The 20,705-nt window shown below is 46.6% G+C and carries 18 protein-coding genes and 1 tRNA gene; 11 read left to right on the top strand and 8 right to left on the bottom strand.

Translation table 11 applies throughout. The features are described 5' to 3' along the window. Positions 1 to 155 precede the first annotated feature (155 nt). Together QUA50_RS19000 and QUA50_RS18995 are read right to left on the bottom strand one after the other, a co-directional pair. Positions 156 to 839 carry a manganese catalase family protein gene (locus QUA50_RS19000; protein ID WP_333264922.1) on the bottom strand — a complete coding sequence of 228 codons (684 nt, stop codon included), beginning with the start codon at positions 837 to 839 and terminating at the stop codon, positions 156 to 158. A gap of 196 nt (positions 840 to 1,035) precedes the next feature. Beyond that, positions 1,036 to 2,565 (bottom strand): serine/threonine-protein kinase, encoded by a 1,530-nt coding sequence (locus QUA50_RS18995; RefSeq protein ID WP_333264923.1) that lies wholly within the window; start codon positions 2,563 to 2,565, stop codon positions 1,036 to 1,038. Between the two features lie 783 nt (positions 2,566 to 3,348). On the opposite strand from QUA50_RS18995, the gene QUA50_RS18990 reads away from it, so the two are divergent. The 4 genes from QUA50_RS18990 to QUA50_RS18975 all read left to right on the top strand — a co-directional run bounded on the left by QUA50_RS18990 (position 3,349) and on the right by QUA50_RS18975 (position 9,335). Then, positions 3,349 to 3,421, top strand: a tRNA-His gene (locus QUA50_RS18990). Between the two features lie 175 nt (positions 3,422 to 3,596). Continuing rightward, positions 3,597 to 7,901, top strand: coding sequence for an AAA domain-containing protein (locus QUA50_RS18985; protein ID WP_333264924.1), 4,305 nt, complete (start codon positions 3,597 to 3,599; stop codon positions 7,899 to 7,901). After that, positions 7,879 to 8,790, top strand: coding sequence for a hypothetical protein (locus QUA50_RS18980; protein ID WP_333264925.1), 912 nt, complete (start codon positions 7,879 to 7,881; stop codon positions 8,788 to 8,790). Before QUA50_RS18985 ends, QUA50_RS18980 begins: the two co-directional genes overlap by 23 nt. A gap of 209 nt (positions 8,791 to 8,999) precedes the next feature. Further along, positions 9,000 to 9,335: a XisI protein gene (locus QUA50_RS18975; protein WP_333264926.1), complete on the top strand. Its 336-nt coding sequence runs from the start codon at positions 9,000 to 9,002 to the stop codon at positions 9,333 to 9,335. A 135-nt stretch (positions 9,336 to 9,470) separates the two neighbouring features. On the opposite strand, the gene QUA50_RS18970 is transcribed toward QUA50_RS18975, so the two are convergent. From QUA50_RS18970 to QUA50_RS18960, 3 genes are all read right to left on the bottom strand, one after another. Then, positions 9,471 to 9,776 (bottom strand): S-layer homology domain-containing protein, encoded by a 306-nt coding sequence (locus tag QUA50_RS18970; protein ID WP_333298815.1) that lies wholly within the window; start codon positions 9,774 to 9,776, stop codon positions 9,471 to 9,473. Between the two features lie 63 nt (positions 9,777 to 9,839). Continuing rightward, complete coding sequence (locus QUA50_RS18965; protein ID WP_333264927.1) at positions 9,840 to 9,995, bottom strand: hypothetical protein; 156 nt, start codon at positions 9,993 to 9,995, stop codon at positions 9,840 to 9,842. A gap of 22 nt (positions 9,996 to 10,017) precedes the next feature. After that, entirely contained in the window at positions 10,018 to 10,713 is a 696-nt protein-coding gene (locus QUA50_RS18960; RefSeq protein ID WP_333264928.1) for a DUF3747 domain-containing protein, read from the bottom strand. Here QUA50_RS18960 and QUA50_RS18955 point away from each other — a divergent pair. After that, positions 10,705 to 10,857 carry a hypothetical protein gene (locus QUA50_RS18955; RefSeq protein ID WP_333264929.1) on the top strand — a complete coding sequence of 51 codons (153 nt, stop codon included), beginning with the start codon at positions 10,705 to 10,707 and terminating at the stop codon, positions 10,855 to 10,857. The genes QUA50_RS18960 and QUA50_RS18955 overlap by 9 nt on opposite strands. A gap of 280 nt (positions 10,858 to 11,137) precedes the next feature. Here the strand turns inward: QUA50_RS18955 and QUA50_RS18950 are convergent, their stop codons facing one another. Further along, positions 11,138 to 12,130 (bottom strand): ribose-phosphate pyrophosphokinase, encoded by a 993-nt coding sequence (locus tag QUA50_RS18950; RefSeq protein ID WP_333264930.1) that lies wholly within the window; start codon positions 12,128 to 12,130, stop codon positions 11,138 to 11,140. Between the two features lie 478 nt (positions 12,131 to 12,608). Between QUA50_RS18950 and QUA50_RS18945 the strand changes: the two genes are divergently transcribed. The 5 genes from QUA50_RS18945 (at position 12,609) to QUA50_RS18925 (ending at position 17,551) form a co-directional block, all read left to right on the top strand. After that, the gene (locus QUA50_RS18945) at positions 12,609 to 12,785 is read left to right on the top strand and encodes a hypothetical protein (protein WP_333264931.1); all 177 of its coding nucleotides are present in this window, start codon (positions 12,609 to 12,611) and stop codon (positions 12,783 to 12,785) included. 82 nt (positions 12,786 to 12,867) lie between these two features. Continuing rightward, positions 12,868 to 13,326 (top strand): GatB/YqeY domain-containing protein, encoded by a 459-nt coding sequence (locus tag QUA50_RS18940; protein WP_333052152.1) that lies wholly within the window; start codon positions 12,868 to 12,870, stop codon positions 13,324 to 13,326. A 397-nt stretch (positions 13,327 to 13,723) separates the two neighbouring features. Then, entirely contained in the window at positions 13,724 to 15,406 is a 1,683-nt protein-coding gene (locus QUA50_RS18935; protein WP_333264932.1) for a serine/threonine-protein kinase, read from the top strand. Positions 15,407 to 15,466: 60 nt separating this feature from the next. Further along, complete coding sequence (gene bioD / locus QUA50_RS18930) at positions 15,467 to 16,174, top strand: dethiobiotin synthase (protein ID WP_333264933.1); 708 nt, start codon at positions 15,467 to 15,469, stop codon at positions 16,172 to 16,174. Positions 16,175 to 16,333: 159 nt separating this feature from the next. Further along, positions 16,334 to 17,551: a M20 family metallopeptidase gene (locus QUA50_RS18925; protein ID WP_333264934.1), complete on the top strand. Its 1,218-nt coding sequence runs from the start codon at positions 16,334 to 16,336 to the stop codon at positions 17,549 to 17,551. A gap of 208 nt (positions 17,552 to 17,759) precedes the next feature. Here QUA50_RS18925 and QUA50_RS18920 read toward each other — a convergent pair whose 3' ends face one another. Then, on the bottom strand, positions 17,760 to 18,740 hold the full coding sequence (locus QUA50_RS18920; RefSeq protein ID WP_333264935.1) for an aldo/keto reductase: 981 nt from the start codon (positions 18,738 to 18,740) through the stop codon (positions 17,760 to 17,762). 346 nt (positions 18,741 to 19,086) lie between these two features. Continuing rightward, positions 19,087 to 20,478, bottom strand: coding sequence for a glycoside hydrolase family 10 protein (locus tag QUA50_RS18915; protein WP_333264936.1), 1,392 nt, complete (start codon positions 20,476 to 20,478; stop codon positions 19,087 to 19,089). Between the two features lie 93 nt (positions 20,479 to 20,571). Here QUA50_RS18915 and QUA50_RS18910 point away from each other — a divergent pair, with 93 nt between their 5' ends. Continuing rightward, positions 20,572 to 20,703 (top strand): hypothetical protein, encoded by a 132-nt coding sequence (locus tag QUA50_RS18910; protein ID WP_333298814.1) that lies wholly within the window; start codon positions 20,572 to 20,574, stop codon positions 20,701 to 20,703. Positions 20,704 to 20,705 lie beyond the last annotated feature (2 nt).

Genomic DNA, 20,705 nt, shown 5'->3' with positions numbered 1-20,705 from the left:
CATGACGGGCCCGACGCCCATCCCACTTTCAAGAGTGGAAGTTATTTAATTCTCATTCCTAAGCCGCCCACCTTACAAAAGAAGGCGGGCGGCTTAAGAATTACTGAATACTGGGCTTAAATCTTCTAAGCCCCACACGCTAAAAAAATCTCAAATTAAGCTTTGGGAGCGGGATCTGCAATGTATTTGAAAGTAGGTTCCGAGTTCCAAGGGCCGCGTTCATCCTTGCCATTTGTGGATAAGTTAAAGTAGAGATCCACAGTGGAATCTGGTTGAATATTGCCGAACATCGGATCGGTGAGTTTACCCAGCGATTCCAGAGCTTTCATGAACATTTGAGTGTGAGAAATTTCGCGAGTCAACAGAAACTGCAATGTCTTTTTCGTTCCCATATCCGGCGCTAGTTTAATCAACTCTTCGTAGGTTTGGCGAGCTCCTGCTTCCGCACCGATATTAGCGCGCAAATCGCGCACTACCTCCCCGCCTTCGTTGACATAAGCTGCCGTCCAAGCTTGACCTTGGCTGTCCAACAAGTGCGGGCCTACACCGCGCACCGCAAATAAAGTGCTTTTGTAAGCTTCTGTTTGGTCAACGTTTTTGGTGTGCATTTCGATAAGTTGGCCCACCATTTCTAAGTGGCTGAATTCTTCTATTGCAATATCTTGGAGCATATCCTTAATCCCTGCATCTTCACAGTGAAAGGACTGCACCCAGTATTGCAAAGCTGCTGTCAGTTCTCCGGTTGCTCCGCCAAACTGTTCTAGCAGCAATTGGGCAAAACGGGGGTTGGCTTCGTCTACAGTCACCGCAGCCATTAGTTGTTTTTTGTGAAAAAACATGGATAGATACCTCTCTTTAATTCTGTTGCTACAGTCTCAGGATCGCAGACTTGTAGCTGTGTTCACCTTCTGAATCCATTGTGCGACAATCGATCGCACCGAGCCTCGGTCGATGGATACATCTAGCTCAACAAATTTCTCTGCTTTCCGGTAGAGTTTAAATATGAAATTATACTTAGTGAGTCGGTAGACCCAATTACAATTTAGGATCGGGATTATTGTCGCACTCGGTTAATTTTGCTGACAGGGCATCGAGATGCCGCAGCCACTGAATGCCGCCAACCCAACTGCGAGAGGGGAGGTGTCCGATTGGTGCTTGCTGACTAAATTTAATCTGCCCTAAAGTAGTAGCAGAATTGTAGGTTTGCCAGTTGACCCGATCGCAAAATCTGATATAGTCTCCCTTAACGCTTTCGTAAATCTGCTTTTGGACGCTGAAGCCAAACCGACCTTGACTGTAGTGCAACCACAGGCGATCGACTGTTTGCAAGTCTTCGCAGGGGATCTGGTAAATTTGGCTGATTTCTAGCTGAGTTCCCGGTGGCTGGGAAAGAGATTGACACATCAGAGTCCAAGTTTCGCGATCGGCTTCTTTCCACTTTGTGTTTGACAAAAAATCCCGCAGTTTGGTATAATCTACTCCCCGTGCAGAAATCATGGTGGGAGCTAGATTTGAAGTAACAGATAAGGAAAAAGTTTCTGGGGAATTGGCGACGGCATTTGTGGGTGAAATTGGAGAATCAGAAGTTTGTAGCGGGCCGATATCGGCAGAGTTGTCGCTATTACCGAGAGCAGGAGCGATGAGCGGCTTTTTTTGCGATCGCAAATTTTGATGGCGAATATCTAAAGCTGCTTGGATATCTTGCAAAACTTCCGCAGCAAAACTGTAACGCTGAGTGAGACGAGTTTGCAGCAATTTATCTAAAATTTCGCCTAACTCGTCGCTAATACTCGTGGCTTTGGGAAGAAACTCGCGCCACCACCAGCGATCGTTGTTGCAGTCGTACATATCCAAAGGAGGAACTTGTGTCATGAGGCGAATGCAAGTAACACCTAAACTGTAAAGGTCGCTAGCAGGAAATACTTTGCCGCGCATTTGTTCGGGAGCTACATAATCTTGACTGCCGATGAGCGTTGCTGAACGGAGTATCGCTGAATCAGTCAGCAGTTTGGCAATGCCGAAATCAATCAATACGAGTTTGTTGTCCGACTGGCGGCGGATAATATTTTCGGGTTTGATGTCGCGGTGAATGACGCGCTTGTCGTGGATAAATTGCAGCACGGGCAATAAGTCTTGCAGCACTTGCCAAATTTGATTTTCATCGTAGACACTCTTGTCTAATTCTTGTTTAAGAGTCGATCCCTCTATAAACTCTTGAACTAAATAAATATGACCTTCTTGTTCAAAGCCCGCTAATAATGTGGGGATTTGCGGGTGTTTTCCGAGTTCGTCTAAACGGACGGCTTCTTGCCGAAATAATTCAACGGCTTTGTTGAAAATTTCGGGATCGCGATCGTAAAAATAAAATTGCTTGACTGCACAGCGGGGTAAAGATGGGATGTCTTCATCAATTGCTAGGAAAGTTTTACCAAATCCGCCTCTACCTAAAAGTTCAATCGGGCGATATCGCTGTCTCAGCAACAGGTTAAAGCCACAGTTTAAGCAAAATTTGGCGGTGTGGGAGTTTTGAGGATTTTGACATTCTGGGTTGATACAGTAGCTCATATTGATTTTAGATTTTAGATTTTGGATTTTAGATTGCGGACAAGACTTTTTTTTAAACGAACCGCGAAGACGCGAAGCTGCGCGAAGGAAGAGGGAAGAGAGAAGAGAGAGAATAGGGATGGTTGATAGCTGTCCCGCTTCTGGCGTTATATTTTTCGGGCGGGCGGGACACCCCACAAGCATTTCATCTGAGATGTTGCACCATTCTCAATCAGGCTTTTAGGGGCGGGCTAGAAGGGCCCACCCTACAAGAAATTCATTCTTTGTGGAACAGGCATCTTGCCTGTTCTTAAAAATGGTGTCAGAGGTGAGTTTTTATCAAACTGGACTTTAAAATGTAGATGCGCCTGGGCTGATAAGGCTATTTTAATGCGCTGGGTCGAATCGGGACGCGGCCAAAGCTGCTGAGTCCGGGCCACACGACAGAAAGCATCCAGGATACCCGCCACGTGGTTCATCCGTGGAGACATAAAAAACCTGTATCCGATAAAGGATCCCCCGAATTTATCTCGCGCAAGTCAATGCTTCAATTCTAAAATCTAAAATCTAAAATCTAAAATCTAAAATCGATTGAGTGCTGGGGGCGGGATAATTGCCGATCGCACAGGCCGATCGCACAGGCCGATCGCGCGGTGCGAAAATTCGGCGAAACTCTTAATGTGCCTGGAATTTAAGGTACAATCTATCTGTCGGGTTCAGGGACGCTCAGAAATATTTCAAAAAATTTTTGCTTTACCCCCTAGACTTGTACTGATATCTGATGCTATAGTTAAAACTGATACGGCGAGCGTAGCCAAGTGGTTAAGGCAGTGGTTTGTGGTACCACCATTCGTGGGTTCAAGTCCCATCGTTCGCCCTTTTGATTCTAAACTGTTTAATTCGATCGCCCGTCGCCTGTACGGTAACTTGCGATGGTCGTAGGGTGTGCACTGCACACCTTAATTTTTTTTGGGATGTAGCGGTTCGGTCGGCACAAGTTCCGATGTGCTAATCTTGAATCCAATCTAAAATCTAAAATCTAAAATCTAAATATGCCATCTTTAGTAACAGAAGATTGGGGATATAAATTTAGCGGCGATCGCACAATTAATAAGTTTATTCGGGATATAGAAGGAGAAGCAGCTTTAGCGAAATATTCCGATTGGGAATGCAAAGAGCGTGCGGAAATTCTGATGTCGGAGATAGCTGGGAAATCGCACAATCTGTTCTACGTGCGCCGCCAAAAGGTAAATGAGAGATTTTCTGAAGAAGAAATCTGGGAATTGCTGCTTGCTACGGATGAAGAGGATTTTGAATTACCTCAATTGTTGCAAAAAGCAGATCGCACTTTGCGTTTGTTAGCAACTGTACGCTGTGAAGACGGAATCGGCGGTTTAAAACTGCTGGATGCTGGTTTGGTGGCGGTTCCTAGAGGGAGGAAAGATGGGTATGCTTTGCCGGTTCATTTGCGACTTTTGGCTAACAGCAGATCGCCAATTCCTGCAAAGTCGATCGCCCGCGTCCAACAAATGCCATTTTGGGAAGACAGGCACATACCGACTACGGAACAGCTAAAAGTTTGGCATACTTTTTTAAATGTTGAAAAACGCATCGCCGAAGCGCGTCAATTTTGCGTGCCTTTTCGAGGACACAATTACGGTTCCGGCTTTAAAATAGTCACTTTTCAAATTGAGCGCAATTCCGCAACTCTTGACGGCTATGAGGAAAATCCCTTAGAATTGGGCGACTTTCGCGAAAGGCTAAAAAAAGCCAGAAATGAAGAAATTATCCTTTTTGATTCGCCGCCCGGAAGCAGAAGCAGCCGCGATGGAGAGACATTGGGTAGCATGGCCGAAATTGACTTTGAACATAGTAAATTACGGATTAAGTTAGATGTTGATTTAGGAGTTCGCATGGCGGGCGGCAGATATCAAATGCCCAAACAAGGATTCTTGTATTTTGAGGCTGCGGGCGATATCAGTCAGATTGAACGCAAGAAAAAAGCTTTAAAAATGCTGACAGATGGCCGCGCTCAAAATCCCTATTTGAGCGAGTTTTTATTCGACTCTTCTCAGGCGAGAAAGCCCGAAAAACTGATTAAATTGGAGCGGGAAAACTTATTAAATCGCAATGCTAATGAGGATCAACTTGCCGCCGTAGAAACGGTGCTTTCGGCGCGGGATTTAATTTTGATTCAAGGCCCGCCGGGAACGGGCAAAACGACTGTGATTGCGGAGATTTGCTATCAAATTGCCCGTCAGGGCGGCAAAACGCTCATTGCTTCCCAAGCAAATTTGGCTGTAGACAATGCTTTGAGTCGGTTAGTTCACAATCCGGCGATTCGGGCTTTGCGGAAGGGAAAAGCTCATAAGGTGCAGGAAGAAGGGCAGCCGTTTTTAGAGGAAAATGCGATCGGCACTTGGCTGCAAAATACGGCGGCTGACTGCGAACAAAAGCTCTCGCAGCGCCAAACGAATGTCAAATCTTTGCGCCAGTTGGTGGCAGACTCCGAGCGATTTACCGCCTACTTTGCCGCCGAGAAAGATTTTTTTAATGAACTCAAACACCTGCACGACAGTAAAGCAAGTCTTGAGGAAAAGTGCAGCCAGCAAGCAGCAGATTATGAACTGATTTTAACCGAAAAAAGCGAGATTGAATCTGTTGTTGCGGGGCTAGAAAATATACTGGATGCGCCGCAAGTTAACTGGGAATCTCCAGAAGTTGCCGAGTTTATGCCCCGACTAAAACCCTATTCAGAAGGCAATGTTTTAGTAGAAAACTTTATGGCAAATGTTCGGATTGCCGCTAGCAATGCTACTCAAATTGGGTTCGATCGCCCTGCTTGCGGCGCGTTTGGGATTGGGGTTTGGCTGCTGGAAACTGTAGCAGCGCAAATATCGGAATTTAAGACGGCTTTCGATCGCGCTGATGATGTTTGTCACGCTATGTCGGCGGTTGCGGAGTCGCTGCGGGTGTCGCGGCAGATGTCTGAGGCTGTGAATCAACTCGAATTGGGCGATCGACAAAATCAGACACACCGCCAAAATCTCGAACAGAAAATCAAGAATTTGGAACTGCGAAAAGCGGAAATTGCAGCCGTTGTCGTCGCCGTTGCACAGTGGATCGAGACGGCGGATACGAAACTCTATGAGGTGGTGAAAACTTGCTGGGAAACGGGCGCAATGCTTACGGATGATATGGTAGGATTGCCGCCAGGATTGCTGAAAATTGCCCGATCGCTCAAATTGCCGATCGTGCCGCCCAAATGCAAAGTCAATTTGCCCGATTTGGATCGGTTGCAAAAGGCGGTAGCCCACGAAGAAAGCGCTGGTTTTAAGGACATACAAGGGCAACAATTCCGGTTTAGCGAGTTTTTGCACCTAAATTTGACTCAAACGCCGATCGTGCTCTCTGCGGGCGATCGTACACAGTGGCAGCAACTAGCCAAAGACTTCGCCAGCTATTCCCAAGTCAGCCAAAGTCAGCGCAAATTCATCATCGAAAAAGCAGCGACTTTCTTAGCTAACATTCAACAATTTTACAGTCAATCCTTGCAGCCAAATCAGATCCAGGCTACGTGCGATCGCCTAGTCAAAGAATTGCTGCACAGCATCCTCGCAAATGCGCGTCAGTGCGTACTTCCCCTGAAAACCGAAACCGAACAGCAGCTTATAAAACAGCAACAGTTATTAGATAAAATCGGTCAAACCTTAAACCAGCAGCAAATATCCGCTGCTAAACTTCAGGTAGAAACAGCGCAGCAAGAGGCGAATTTAAAAATTAGCGAAGTTACTAATTTGTTGCAAGCAATTGTGCAACAGCCAAATGTACCTGAAAAGTTGCGGATTTTAGCAGAACAATATCTCGCCCAAAAATCCAATATTTGGGAGCAACCGCAGCAGTTTGTCAAGCAAGTTGAGGCTTGGAAAGCAAGCGCGATTCAGCTAGAAAAATCCATTGCTGACTTAGATCCTTTTGGGGTTTTGGAGACAATCAAAAACACTCTTGACGAGCATTTATCCCCGCTGCAAACTGCGGCTGCAACTTCGCAGCAGCAACTCGCCGAACTTCAAGCAGAGTTGAGCGAAATTAACGCTCAACTGCAACAGCAGCAACCAACACCAGCATTGCTTGTTGAGAGAAATTGGTGGGAGTCAGCATGGCAAACTATCCCGACTCAATACCAGCCAGAAGTTCCAAATACAGGATTATTCAGCGCACCTTTTTTAAACAAAATTAAGCGTTTGTTCAAAACTTGGCAGCGGAAATTAGAACAAGAAGAAACAGCACTAAACCGTTTTCAAAACTTTGTGACAGATTGGATTGAAAAACTCCGCAATCCATCAGAAAAAGACCGCAACGATTTAAAGCAAATTTATATTGACAATGCCAACGTGATCGGCATTACTTGCGTACAGGCTGCTAGTTTCGATTTTACTAAAAACTTTCCCAGCTTTGATGCAGTTATCATTGACGAAGTTAGCAAATGCACTCCGCCAGAGTTGTTAATCCCCGCTTTGAAAGGCAGAAAGTTAGTATTGGTGGGCGATCACAGGCAATTGCCGCCGATGTTCAATCAAAGTACGATCGACGATATTGCCGAAGACATCGGCTGTACCGGAGACGAACTTAGCTTCATCAAAGAATCTTTGTTCAAAGTATTGTTTGAAAATGCCAGCGACAGCATCAAAAAAATGCTGACAACTCAATACCGAATGCACCCGCAAATCATGGGCGCCATCAATCAGTTTTACCAGCAAAAACTCAACTGTGGCATTCAGGAAGCTGACACCAAGCGCGCCCACAACCTCGCAGGTAGAATCATTCAAGAAAACAATCATATCCTGTGGGTGAAAACGCCTATCGGACAAGGGTTTGAAGAGGAAAAACAGGGTACTTCGCGGTTGAATGTCAAGGAGATTGACGCGATCGAGCTTTTGTGCGAACAAATGGAGATAGCTTGGCAGCCCAAAGTTGCCGACGGTGAACCACCGAAAGAAATCGGAATTATCACTTTTTATGCTGCTCAATTAAATGCAATTAAAGACAGAATCGAAGGCGAAAGATTCCCTGCTTTGAGCATCCGTACTGGTACGGTTGACATATTTCAAGGCATGGAAAGACCTGTAATTATTGTCAGCACAGTGTGCAATAATGTTAGGGGCGATATTGGATTTGCGAAGGAACCTGAACGGGTGAATGTGGCATTTTCCCGCGCTCAAGAATTGCTGATTGTTGTCGGCTGCCACGATTTATTTACCCAACAACTAGGTACGGTGGGAAAAATGTATCAGGAAGTTTCAAAGACGGTGCGTCACTGCGGAGGTTTTGTAGATGTCTCTAACGTCCTCAACTAAAACAATTGACTCAAATTTAATTTCGCTAGCGGAACAAATTGAGCAGCAAAATCCGGGTTTGTCAGTGTTGGCGGCGCGTCAATTCCGCTTTGCAATCCGGCAAACTCCGCTGGAGGTGGCAATTAGCGAACCGCGCGAGTTTAATGTGTTGGAAGAGTTCATTTTGCGGGCGGGCGTTGAGTTTGAACCTGCGCCAACTTTGAAGGAATTGGCGGATTTGCTGGGGTTAGACGAGATTTTTGTGAAGACTGCGGCGGCGACTCTGGTTAGTTTGGAAATCTTGGAGGTGGCTGAAAATGGCCAAATTGCGTTAGCGAAGCCCTCGAAGAGGATCGCCCCGCAAGGCAGAGATTTTTTGGATAAAGGTGCGGTTAGTCGATCGCAAATTCAATCAATTTACGCCATTTCCGATCCGCTGAATCAAACTCTTACCTTCAAGTTCGATGCTTTAACGCCAGAATCGGTCAACTTGCCCGATTTAGCCGATTTAGTATCCCTCGAACATAAAATTACTGACCTTGCGAATTTAAGTCTAGCAGAAATCCAGCCGTTAATTGAAGTTTCCGGCTTAGGAATTCACGTCCCAGAAAACGGCAAAATCGTGTCTGAGTGCGATGTAGTCGGCGACGATTTAGATATTTGGCAGACTGTCTCGATTTTTGTGTTGCTGGATGCGATCGAAGATAAAACTACTATTCAAGCCAGACAGGGGAAGCAAATACTAGAAAGCGCCTCAAACTTGCTAAACGAACTTGAATCGCAACAAAAACTTTCCTTAAACGACTTGTGCAACTCAACCTCAGATATCGCACAGCAAGAATTAGAGACAATCCCCGTCCAGAAAACTCCTAAGAAGCCATCTAAGAAGAAAAGCAAGGAAACAATATGATGAGGACTAAAGTCCTGATTGCGAACTGCTTTGTATTGAGAACTTTAATCCTGATTAACTGATATCTTGCACCCTTCTCAATTACTTGTTTAGGAACGGGCATCTTGCCCGTTCCACAATAAAATTACTTGTTTAGAAACGGGCAAGATGCCCGTTCTTGACAATAGTGTAACATATAAGTATTAACCAACAAATGAGGTAATTGTGCAATGGACAAACTAGCTCAATATCGTCAATACGTTCAGACATTAATGAGCCGCTATGCCGAAAATGATGTTTCCGATGATGAAGTCGAAGTGCAACTAATTTTAGACACAGAGCGAGATCGTTATCAGTGGATAAATGTCTGCTGGGAACACTTAACCCGGATTTATCAAACCTTCATTCACATTGACATCAAAGATGGAAAAATCTGGCTTCAACAAAATTTGACTGAGGAAAATCCTGCGGAGGAATTAGTTGCAATGGGAGTACCGAGAGAGGATATTATTTTGGGATTGCAACCGCCATACAAACGACCGTATACTGATTACGGTGTAGCGTAAAATGTCAAGCTAAAAAAAACAGAATACTCAGATACCCGACTTCGCCAAAGTTGTCGGATATCTAATTCGCCCTACTAAGCGTTAACGCATTTCAGCATCCGCAAAGTAGCAGCCGCCTAATTCCGTTTTGCAGAATCATTCGGAGCAAACCGAGCCAATTTCCTTAAAATCGGAAGCAACAGAACAATCAGAAGACATTTGAATGATAATAGAAGCAACCCAATAATTCTGAATGTTTGAAAAAGTTTGAGACGGCTCTTTAGCAACTAATTTTGGCTGCATTCCCCGCGCAGACAAACCACATTGCGGCGCCCGACGGCGCACCGCCATCAATTCAGCGCGAGTGACGGGCTGCGAAGGTTTAAATCTTCCATCTTGATAGCCGCTAACTATCTTGTTGTCCCGCGCAAATAGAACTTTTCCGGCACTCCAGCGGGAAATATCAACGTCGCTATAGGGACGGATAGAAATATGGCTAGGAAAGGTGATATTAGCACCTTGTATTCATTTCAAAAATTCCCAAACTAAAGATACCAATTGCTCTCTGGTAACAGCAAATTGCGATCGAAAGGTATTATCTTGAGAAAACCGGGCTACAAACCCAAAGCCCACAGCTTCTTGAATTTCGGAAGCGTGGATATCATCGGTAGCTATCTCCAAATTGTAGAAAAGCCCGTATTGCCTACGGTATTGGTATTTCCTGCAGTATTGGCTGCGGTATTGGCTGCGGTGTTGCCTGCGGTATTGGCTGCGGTATTGGTATTGGTATTGGCTGCGGTGTTGGCTGCGGTGTTGCCTCGGTATTGCCTCCGGTATTGCTAATTTCTTCCGGTGCGGGTTGATTGGTAGTGAAATAAAAGTGACCTAATGTGCGGCCTTGATAAGCTCTTTTGCTCAAGCGCCAAGCAGGATCGAGAGTGATTTTCATAAATTCGTTAGCATCGCCATTTGTGCGGCCTATCACCACCGATTTACCTTGGTAATCTACTGGAGTTCCAATTAGTAGAACATTGCCATCAACAATTTCCAAAGTCAGGGCGTATTTTAATGCTAAATCGGTGCCGGCCATGCGAATTGAAAAGCCGTTGCTGTCTGTTGCGCGGCCACAAATACCGGTGAAATCAAAACTAACTAATAATGGATCGACTTTCACGGGATTAGAGCCACTTTCGCTCCAGCATTGTCGCGTGTTAGATACCTGTTCTACAATTAGCAATTGGTAGCCGCCGGAAGGGCGGGGTTGGGCGATGACAATTACTCGGTCTTGGTTAATTTCGGTTTCGTCAAAAGTAAATGCTTTAGCCGAACCGATCGCCCCAAGTGTTAAAATTGCTGAACCTGCCAGTGCGGCGACTGTTCGTACAAGTGAATGTTTCATGATTTTTCCCTATTGGCTCCTTATGCTGATGAGACTTATCTAGAATATAAAAAAGTCGCCCTCTTCCAACAACAAGATAGAATTTTACCATCTCTTGTTCCGGTGGTACCAAGTGCGATCGGCGATCGTCACATTGGTTCGTAGTGAAAACTCAACTCCGAGCGAATTGTATGAGGACTTGAGTCCTCAGTACAAACTTATAACCGTTATTTTACCGAGGAACTTGATAAGCTGTTCGGCATCTAAATTGTATTTTCCGGGCGGGACACCCACTCCACAATAATTTGATGGGACTTGACAGTAAAATTTAGATGAGCCTGGGCTGATTACTTGCGGGAAACGATCGCACTCTTGGAAAAAAAACGGTGCGTTACACTCTTGTTAACGCACCCTCAAACAAACATTCAAAAAGTGTCTTTGCCCTCTAGCGGAACATACTGCTAACAGAACTATCTTCGTGAATCCGCCAAATAGTTTCTCCGAGCAAATTGGCTACCGAAAGCACCGTCAACTGCTTAAAACGGTTCTCTTCCGGTACAGGAATTGTATTCGTAACAATTACCTCTTCCAAAACCCCGCTAGACAAACGCTCGATGGCTGGAGGCGAAAACACCGCATGAGTAGCACAAGCATAAACCTGCCTCGCACCCTCGCGGCGCAACAATCTCGCGCCCTCAGAAATCGTGCCGGCAGTATCGATCATGTCGTCCACCAAAACAGCAGTTTTGCCCCTGACATCACCGATGAGGTTCATCACTTCGGCGACGTTGTGAGCTTGGCGGCGCTTGTCAATAATTGCCAGGGGAGCATCACCAAGCTTTTTGGCAAAAGCTCTCGCCCTAGCGACTCCGCCAACATCCGGCGAAACCACAACAATATCCGTCAATTGCTTGCTCGCCAGATAATCCAAAAGCACCGGCGAACCGTAAACGTGATCGAAAGGAATGTCAAAATAACCTTGAATTTGAGCCGAGTGCAAATCCATCGCCAAAATGCGACCTGCCCCAGCTTCCGTAATCAAATTAGCCACTAATTTTGCAGTAATCGACTCTCTTCCGGCCGTTTTGCGGTCAGCCCTAGCATATCCGTAATAGGGAATGACAGCAGTAATTTGTCTGGCCGAAGCGCGGCGACAAGCATCGATCATAATTAACAATTCCATGAGGCGATCGTTTACCGGACAGCAAGTTGGCTGAATCAAGTAAACATCGCAACCCCGAATCGATTCTTGAATTTGAACGTAGAGTTCCCCATCAGCAAACCGCTTGCGAACCATCGGCCCCAAATCGATCCCCAGATAGCGAGCCACCTCTTGGGCGAGGGGAATATTAGCAGAACCGGAAAACAGCCGCAGACGGTCATGAGCGGAAATTGGCGGCTCGGGAAGCGGAAGCGGTAAAGTAGCAGAACGGATCACAGCAGGCCTCTTGCAGGACGTTTATTCCATCGCTATCTTACCATCTGAAACTAGAAATATTCAGCCAATTTTTTAAGAGATTTAACATTCGAGGCGACCACAAGTGTTAAGTTAGGCCAATTGAATAGGACTTGCAGAAATATGTCCGATCGACCCAGTTTATAGCCCCGATTCAGCACCTTCAACTGTCACTATCGGTTTTTACTTATTTTTATCTAGAAATAAAAGTATAATTTATACTAGAGTACCGTAGATTAACGTAAATTTTTTAAAAAAGGATAAATTATTACTTTAAAGATAGAGTTTTCTGCGTAATTATGCTGTGTGACACCCCAGGGCGTGGAATGTGGGTTCTAGCTGAAATGTTGCACCATTGTCAATAAGCTTTTTAGGAACAGGCTGGACGGCCTGTGAAGCGAGAAAATCTACTCTTTGTGGAACAGGCCGTCCAGCCTGTTAAGCGAGAATGGTGCAAAATGTGAGTTCTAGCGAACTCTGTACTGGCAGAAGTACGATCGCACTTGTGCCCCTGCGTCTAAAAGTTCTGGCGAGAGTCAATTTGGGGCTGAGGCTGGAAGTGGAGCCACCCCAAATTCAGTCGAAAGCCCAAGGCATCCGGGTTAAAGCCGATAAAAATGCCACCAACAGGCAATAAACTTGAAAAATACTGTAAAAAAAGTTAAGAATCGGAAGCACACTTCAGATTTTTGATATCGGGCAAAGCAAGGTAGAAATCGATGAGCTTAAGAGAACGCATTGACGCAGAAATCAAAGCAGCCATGAAGTCCAAGGACAAAGTTCGCTTGGAAACAGTTCGCGGCATCAAGAAATTTATTCTCGAAAAAGAAGTCAGCCTTCGTCCTTCCGGGCAAGAAACGCTGACAGAAGCTCAAGAAATGGAAATTTTGATGCAAATAGCCAAACAGCGCCGGGATTCGATCGAACAATACCGCAAAGGCGGCCGCGAAGATTTAGTGGCACAAGAGGAGGCGGAGTTGGCAATTGTTGAAGAGTATTTGCCGGCGCAGATGTCAGACGAAGAGGTGAGTCAAGTAGTTGACGAAGTGATTGCCTCGGTTGGCGCTACTTCTGCAAAAGATATGGGCAAGGTGATGGGCAAGGCAATGCAGCAGCTTAAGGGCAAAGCAGACGGTAACAGAATTCAAGACATGGTGAAAGCAAAGCTTAGTCAGTAGTCATTAGTCAGTAGTCATTAGTCAGTAGTCATTGGTCATTGGTCATAAATAATCTCAAGCTTTATAGAGATGTATGGCTTAGGTCGGGGGGCGACAATTTATTAGGGCTAAGACCAAAAAACCCGGTTTCTACGAAAAATCGTGCATTTCTCCCTTGAGATATTGACGCAGAAACCGGGTTTTCGATCGGATATGCGGGTTGCAACCTTTGTATTTTGGTGAAAAAATCCGGTTTCTGACCATCATTGCGTCCAAGAATGTCATAAAAAATGTAAAATACTAACTTTGGTCGGGACTGGGGACTACAGATAGTGAAGTATGCTCAAGAGCATTAAAGACCTAGCATTACTAAGTCTGTGAGCGATCGTCTATTTTTTAACAGTTTCTACTTAAACTTATGCAGCCACCTATTGCTATTGGAACTCTCCTACAAAACCGCTACCGCTTGGTGAATATTTTAGGCCAAGGAGGATTTGGCAGGACTTATTTAGTAGAAGATTTGGGACGGTTTCAAGAACGCTGCGCCCTGAAGGAATTGATTCCGGTGCAAAGCGGGCCATACGTTTTGGAAAAATCGAAGGAATTGTTTCAAAGAGAGGCGGCAATACTTTACCAAATTGGGCACCCGCAAATTCCCCAGTTTCGGGCAATATTTGAAGAGAACCAGCGTTTGTTTTTAGTGCAGGATTACGTGGAAGGGATGACTTACCGCGAACTAATGCTCGATCGAACTTCAAAGGGTCGCACCTTCACCGAAGCCGAAGTCTTGGTATTTATCCGGCAAATGCTGCCGGTACTGGCTCACATCCACGCCCGCGGCATCATCCACCGCGACATCTCCCCAGAAAATATAATTCGGCGGGAAAACGACCAGTTGCCGGTGCTGATCGACTTTGGAGTGGTGAAAGAACTCGCCACCAAAGTCCAGTCTCCCGAAGGAACAGCCCACGCGACAACAGTCGGTAAAATCGGCTACGCGCCGATGGAACAGTTGCAAAGCGGGCGGGCAACAGCCAGCAGCGACCTCTACGCTTTAGCTGTAACGGCGATCGTCCTGCTGACAGGCAAAGAACCGCAGGAATTGCTCGATCGAACAACGCTGCAGTGGAATTGGCAGCAGCAAGCGCAGGTGAGCACGGGTTTGGCTTTAGTGCTAAATCGGATGTTGAGCCGGTCTCCGGGCGATCGATATCAATCTGTCAGCGAAGTCGCCCAAGCACTCGACGCCCAAACTAATCCTAAACCCAGCCAGCCAACTGTACCGCCCGCGCCAGCAGCGGTGCAGACAAACCCTTCGCTAATAGCAACGGTGGCCGTGGGCAGGCCGCCAGAGCCAGCCGCCCCCAGTCCCCCCCCGCCAAACCAGCCTGACCCGTTAATTGAGCCTGTTGGCGGCTCTTTTTGGGACAATCCCATCGCTGCGATCGGACTGCTGGCCGGCTTAGTAATCTTGACGGGCTTCGGTTCCTGGGCTTTAGTCGGCTCATTTCTCAACAATTCGCGCCCCAAACCCACTCCGACACCGCCAGCACTTATAAGTCCCACGCCGACACTAACTCCGGTACCAAACCCGCTACCTTTGCCAACCCCAACCCCCCAACCTTTGCCAACCCCAAGCCCAGAACCTTTACCGGAACCGAGCCCAAAACCTTTACCGGAACCGAACCCAGAACCTTTGCCGGAACCAACCCTAGAACCTTTACCGGAACCGAACCCAGAACCTTTGCCGGAACCGAACCCAGAACCTTTGCCGGAACCAAGCCCAGAACCAAGCCCAGCGCCAACTCCGACACCAAAACCGACGCCAGCGCCGACTCCAGCGCCCAAACCGACACCAAAACCGACGCCAGCGCCGACTCCAGCGCCCAAACCGACTCCCGCACCGTCGCCAACACCAGCACCAACACCCGCGCCAACACCGGAACTTGCCCCAACACCCGCGCCGGAACCGGAACCTGCCCCAACACCCGCACCGTCGCCGGAACCGGAACCAACTCCTGCACCGCCGCCGGAACCGGAACCGGAACCAGCGCCGGAACCGGAACCCGCACCAACACCCGCACCATCGCCAGAACTCTAAACTTCTGGCAAAATTCCCCTAGACTGAGGTTGAGGCCAATTACTTGTTAGCTATTTGCCAATGAACTCGCTGCTAATTGCTGGAACTGATACCGACGCGGGCAAAACTGTTTTGACCACCGCTCTGGCTGCTTATTGGCAAATGTATTTTCCCGATCGCAGTTTGGGAATTATGAAACTCATGCAAACAGGAACGGGCGATCGCGAACTTTACACCCGTTTGTTTTCCCTCGACCAATCCCCCGAAGAACTCAATCCGCTGCACTTTGATGCGCCTCTAGCACCGCCGATCGCCGCCGAACGGGAGGGGAGACGTATCGAACTCGAAAAGGTCTGGACGGCGTGGCAAAGCCTCTCGGAGCGCAAGGATTTTGTGTTGGTGGAAGCTTTGGGAGGACTGGGATCGCCTGTAACGCGGGAACTGACGGTGGCCGATATTGCCAAGGATTGGCGGCTGAGGGGGGTTTTGGTAGTACCTGTGAAGTTGGGGGCGATCGGGCAAGCTGTGGCGAATGTTGCTCTCGCCAGACACACTGGTTTTAAGCTGAGAGGAATTGTGCTCAATTGCGTTAAAGCTTATTCTGAACAAGAAATTGCCGATTTAGCGCCCGTTGATTTGATCCAGTCGCTGACTCAAATACCTGTGTTGGGTATTTTGCCGCATTTAGATGACCCGACTGACCTTGCTAAATTAGCTAAAATTGCTTCAGATTTAGATTTAGAACAGTTACTGCCAGGGGTTAATTTAGTTCCTCAGACTTCTAAATAACCCTATTCTAAACACCTCTCTTTTTCCATCTTTTCTTTCTCTGCGTACTCTGCGGCCTCTGCGGTTAAAAACTAAGATTTTATTTTAACCGCAGAGAGCGCAGAGAGCACAGAGAAAGAAAAGAGAGAGTTTTACAAATTGCTATAAGGAGAATAAAACATGGTTTCTACTTTACCGAATTTAACCTCTGTCGATTTATCTCAGTTGCGGCTGGAAATTAGAAATTTGCAGCCTCAGCTAGTCCAATGGCGTCGCCTTTTGCATCAAAAACCGGAGTTGAGTTTTGATGAAAATTTAACGGCGCAGTTTATATCACAAAAGTTGCAGGAATGGGGAATTGAGCATGAAACTAATATTGCTAAAACTGGTATTGTCGCAACTATAGACAGCGGCAAACCGGGGCGGGTTTTGGCAATTCGGGCGGATATGGATGCTTTGCCGATTCAAGAGGAAAATGAGGTGGATTATCGATCGCAGCATGATGGAATTATGCACGCTTGCGGCCACGACGGCCATACTGCGATCGCCCTCGGTACTGTTTGTTATCTGGCTAAGCACAAACACAGCTTTTCGGGTAAGGTAAAATTTATCTTTCAGCCCGCCGAAGAAGGGCCAGGAGGCGCAAAACCGATGATTGAAGCGGGAGTTTTGAAGAATCCTGATGTTGATGCGATCGTCGGCTTGCATTTGTGGAACAATCTGCCTTTGGGCACTGTAGGCGTCCGCAGCGGGGCGCTGATGGCGGCTGTGGAAGTTTTTGACTGCACGATTTTTGGCAAAGGCGGGCACGGCGCAATGCCGCATCAGACTGTGGATTCGATCGTAGTTACAGCCCAAATTGTCAGCGCTTTGCAGGCAATTGTCGCGCGGAACATTGACCCGATCGACTCAGCGGTAGTAACTGTCGGCCAATTCCACGCAGGCCACACCCACAACGTGATTGCCGACACCGCTCAAATCGGTGGCACGGTGCGCTATTTCAATCCAGCATATCGAGGTTATTTTGACAAGCGAATCGAGCAAGTAATTGCTGGAATTTGTCAGAGTCACGGGGCTAATTACCAATTAGATTATTGTTCGCTTTACCCGCCAGTTATTAATGATTCGAGAATAGCTGATTTGGTGCGCGACGTGGCAGAATCCGTTGTCGAAACTCCTGCGGGAATCGTTCCCGAATGTCAAACAATGGGCGGCGAGGATATGTCGTTCTTTTTGCAAGAAGTCCCCGGTTGCTATTTCTTTTTAGGTTCAGCAAATCCAGAGAAAAACTTGGCTTACCCGCACCATCACCCCCGTTTTGATTTTGATGAAACTGCCTTGGGGATGGGTGTAGAAATGTTTGTGCGGTGTGTGGAAAAGTTTTGTGTGAATCAATGAAAGATTGTGTCATCCGGTGGGGGCGGGTTTATGATATTATTGATTTTAGGCAATGATAGTTTTTAGAACCCGCCCCTACAGCGATCGTATCTATTTAACCAGATCTCTTGCACCCGCCGTCAAAAAACTGTAGGGGCGGGTTCACCAAAAGATTTAAAGAATGCAGACAGCTTAAATAAACCCGCCCCCACCCCACGCGAGAGTCTTTTTACCGAGTTTGAAAGATATTCTGCACCATTTTTTTATCCACACTCGCCGCCGCCCGATCCAATTCGGCAATCTCCCCGGAGTCTAACTCCCACCCCAAAGCACCAATATTATCCCTCGCCTGTGCCGCAGATTTCGCGCCCGGAATCGGAATAGTTTCTTTGCAGATACACCAGTTAATTGCTACCTGCGAAACAGTCTTGTTTCTGAATGCCGCTATTTCTCGCAAACACTCCAAAAGCGATCGCATTCCCGGAAGTAGTTGCTTGCACGCCAAACCTCGGATACCTTTAGGAAGAGGGCCGTTTTCGGAATATTTACCCGTCAGCAAACCCAAGGCTAGAGGACTGTAAGCAATCAATTTTATCCCCAATTCATCGCAAACATCTTTCAAGCCGAGTTCTGTCACCGGATAGGTAGAAAGTAGCGAATATTGCACTTGTAAAGTAACAATAGGAATTTGGCGCGAGCTAAATCTTTGATGCACCCATTTCAGCCGTTTCGGCCCGTAATTAGACAAGCCCACTCCCTTGACCAATCCTTGCTCGTAAAGGTCAGCCAAACCATCCAAAAGAGCCCCCTCTTGCCAAGGAGCGTAATTGGCTGTAGACCAGTGCATTTGCACCAAATCTACATTTTTTCCGAGGCGGGCTGCAGAGGCTTTGCCAGCCGATATCATTGATTGTCGCGTCAGTCTCCAAGGATAAGCAGCCAGTTTTGTCGCAATACAAATACTGTCTTTGTTTGCACCTTGATATTGTTGAGAAAACTGCCCCAAAAGCTGTTCGCTGCGTCCGTTTAATTTCCCTGTTCCGTAAGAGTCGCCGGTATCGAATAAAGTGACGCCGTTACTAACACAAAGATTGAAAACGGCTTGCAATTCCTCGTCCATACTTTCATTGTAGCCCCAAAGTAGTCGGTTGCCCCATGCCCAAGTGCCGCAGCCCATTTTTGGCAGTAAATTTTTTTGGTTAGTTTGCATTTTTATTGATGGTAGTTGTTGGTAATACGGATATTTTATAGGAACATAAATCGTATCCCCTAGCCCCCTGTAAAGCTGTTTCATTCTGCTACGGGCAGCCAGGGACTCAAGTCCCTGTCTAATAGCATAAGTCGGTTAAAACCGACTCAAATAGTAATCTCTATTTTGAAAATTAGAGTTACACATATATTCGGCGCTAACTCTATACAAAAACAGCTTTGATAGAATTGCTAGAGTCGTCTTTAGACGACTTCAGCTATGAGACAGGGGTTTAAACCCCTGTCGGACTGTCGGACTACTTGCACACCGAAAAAAATTACCAATGACTGATGACTCTTTAATTCTTTTACGTGGTTGGCAAGGGCGAAGGTGCGCTGTTTTTGATAGGTTGTTCTGGCTTAGCTTTGGGATCGGGTTTGGGTGGCGCAGGCGGAGGGAAAGTCGCCGCGCGTCTGGGCATTTGTAGCGCTGTTCGGAATGCAGAAGATGGGAAGAAGCCGCTAAATTGAGAAAGTCGAACTGCGATAGGTTCTGGTGCATATTCCCACAAGCTTTCGTAGTAGAAGAAAGCGGCGCCTAAGCCGTATTCTTGGACTGCTTGCACCTGAGATTTAATTTGCTGAATCGGTACTGGGTTATTTCTCAAACCTGTCATAATCCCAACTCCGGTGGGAATTTTTTGCTGTGCTTCTTGCATTTCTGGACGGTTAAGCTTGTCTACAAATGATTCTAGATTGGAACGGTAGACTTGCACGATTAGCTCGTCGGCAATATCCAAACGCACCCAAGTCAGCCAATCTTGTAGGTGATGTTTGTAAGCAAACTCGTAGTAATTGGGAGAAATTGAGAAAATTGCATTGGGTTTGACTGCTTTGACGGCTTGATTTAGCTGCGACATAAAAGCGGTAATTTTATTTGCTCGCCACTGCACCCATGCTGGATTTTGAAAATCTTTGGGCGGAGCTTTTTTTGTTTCTTTGGTATACAAAGCAACTGTGTACTCATCGTATCCAAATTCAGACGGCAAACTCATGTGATCGTCAAATTGAATGCCGTCGGCGTTGTATTGAGTGGTAATTTCTAGTACGAGTTGGGTAATGAATTGCTGAACTTCTGGATGAAAGGGATTGAGCCAAACTACTTCGCCACCTGCACCGATTGATGTTTGGCTGCCGTCCTGTTTTTGTGTCAGCCAATCGGGATGATTTAAGGCTAATTCTGAAGTGGGAGGAGCCATGAAACCAAACTCAAACCAAGGAATTACTAGCAGGCCTTGGCGGTGAGATTGATCGATTAAATCGGCGATCGTATCTTGTCCGTCTAACCCTCTGTAAACAAAGGGTTGAATGTCTTTTTGCTGCGCTACATTGCTGGGATACATTGCATAGCCAGAATTCCAGACAACGGGATAGATTGTGTTGAAATTTAACCGTTTTAGTTTGCTGACAGCATCTCCTAGTTTGCGACGATCTCTGAGGATGTCTTTGTCGTTTGTCGTCATCCAAACGCCGCGAATTTCCTGGCGGGGTTGCTGGGCGATCGCCGGAATGAAGTTGTTCGCCAGCAATACTATAATCAATGAGAGGGCAAACAGAAGCGGGAAAAGAGTTTTAATCGATCGCTGCCAACTGCGCGGAATGATGCGTAATGTCATAGTTTTGAATGGTGAGTTAGCTATTGAAACACACCCCGGAATAATTTGGTAATAAAATTTGCTCGCTCTACAGTCTACAGCCATTTGCGCTGATTTTGGAATCTGTTAAATGAAATGGGTGAATTGATGTTATGCGATCGCAACTAAACTCAGTATAATCTCTGAGACAGAGGGTAAGTGACAGCATTCTGTCTAACGGCTGGGAAATCAATTACGCACTGCCAGCTTTCCTTACCGGACAGTGCGGCCCCAGGAGTGCGAGTGCTGTACAATATTGGGGAAAAGAACATCTCGATCGAACATCTGTAATT

The organism is Microcoleus sp. M2_D5 (assembly GCF_036701935.1).
Lineage (GTDB): Bacteria > Cyanobacteriota > Cyanobacteriia > Cyanobacteriales > Microcoleaceae > Microcoleus.
Note: the sequence above shows the minus strand (reverse complement) of the source record. Positions and strands in the feature narration are given on the sequence as shown.

What these genes read in the sequence shown, in the direction of transcription:
- QUA50_RS18920 (WP_333264935.1), bottom strand. Translation starts at nt 18,740, where the DNA reads ATGCAAACTAACCAAAAAAATTTACTGCCAAAAATGGGCTGCGGCACT.
- QUA50_RS18975 (WP_333264926.1), top strand. Translation starts at nt 9,000, where the DNA reads ATGGACAAACTAGCTCAATATCGTCAATACGTTCAGACATTAATGAGC.
- QUA50_RS18935 (WP_333264932.1), top strand. Translation starts at nt 13,724, where the DNA reads ATGCAGCCACCTATTGCTATTGGAACTCTCCTACAAAACCGCTACCGC.
- QUA50_RS18940 (WP_333052152.1), top strand. Translation starts at nt 12,868, where the DNA reads ATGAGCTTAAGAGAACGCATTGACGCAGAAATCAAAGCAGCCATGAAG.
- QUA50_RS18955 (WP_333264929.1), top strand. Translation starts at nt 10,705, where the DNA reads ATGTTTCATGATTTTTCCCTATTGGCTCCTTATGCTGATGAGACTTAT.
- QUA50_RS18915 (WP_333264936.1), bottom strand. Translation starts at nt 20,478, where the DNA reads ATGGCTGTAGACTGTAGAGCGAGCAAATTTTATTACCAAATTATTCCG.
- QUA50_RS18925 (WP_333264934.1), top strand. Translation starts at nt 16,334, where the DNA reads ATGGTTTCTACTTTACCGAATTTAACCTCTGTCGATTTATCTCAGTTG.
- QUA50_RS18980 (WP_333264925.1), top strand. Translation starts at nt 7,879, where the DNA reads ATGTCTCTAACGTCCTCAACTAAAACAATTGACTCAAATTTAATTTCG.
- QUA50_RS18995 (WP_333264923.1), bottom strand. Translation starts at nt 2,565, where the DNA reads ATGAGCTACTGTATCAACCCAGAATGTCAAAATCCTCAAAACTCCCAC.
- QUA50_RS19000 (WP_333264922.1), bottom strand. Translation starts at nt 839, where the DNA reads ATGTTTTTTCACAAAAAACAACTAATGGCTGCGGTGACTGTAGACGAA.
- QUA50_RS18960 (WP_333264928.1), bottom strand. Translation starts at nt 10,713, where the DNA reads ATGAAACATTCACTTGTACGAACAGTCGCCGCACTGGCAGGTTCAGCA.
- QUA50_RS18985 (WP_333264924.1), top strand. Translation starts at nt 3,597, where the DNA reads ATGCCATCTTTAGTAACAGAAGATTGGGGATATAAATTTAGCGGCGAT.
- bioD (WP_333264933.1), top strand. Translation starts at nt 15,467, where the DNA reads ATGAACTCGCTGCTAATTGCTGGAACTGATACCGACGCGGGCAAAACT.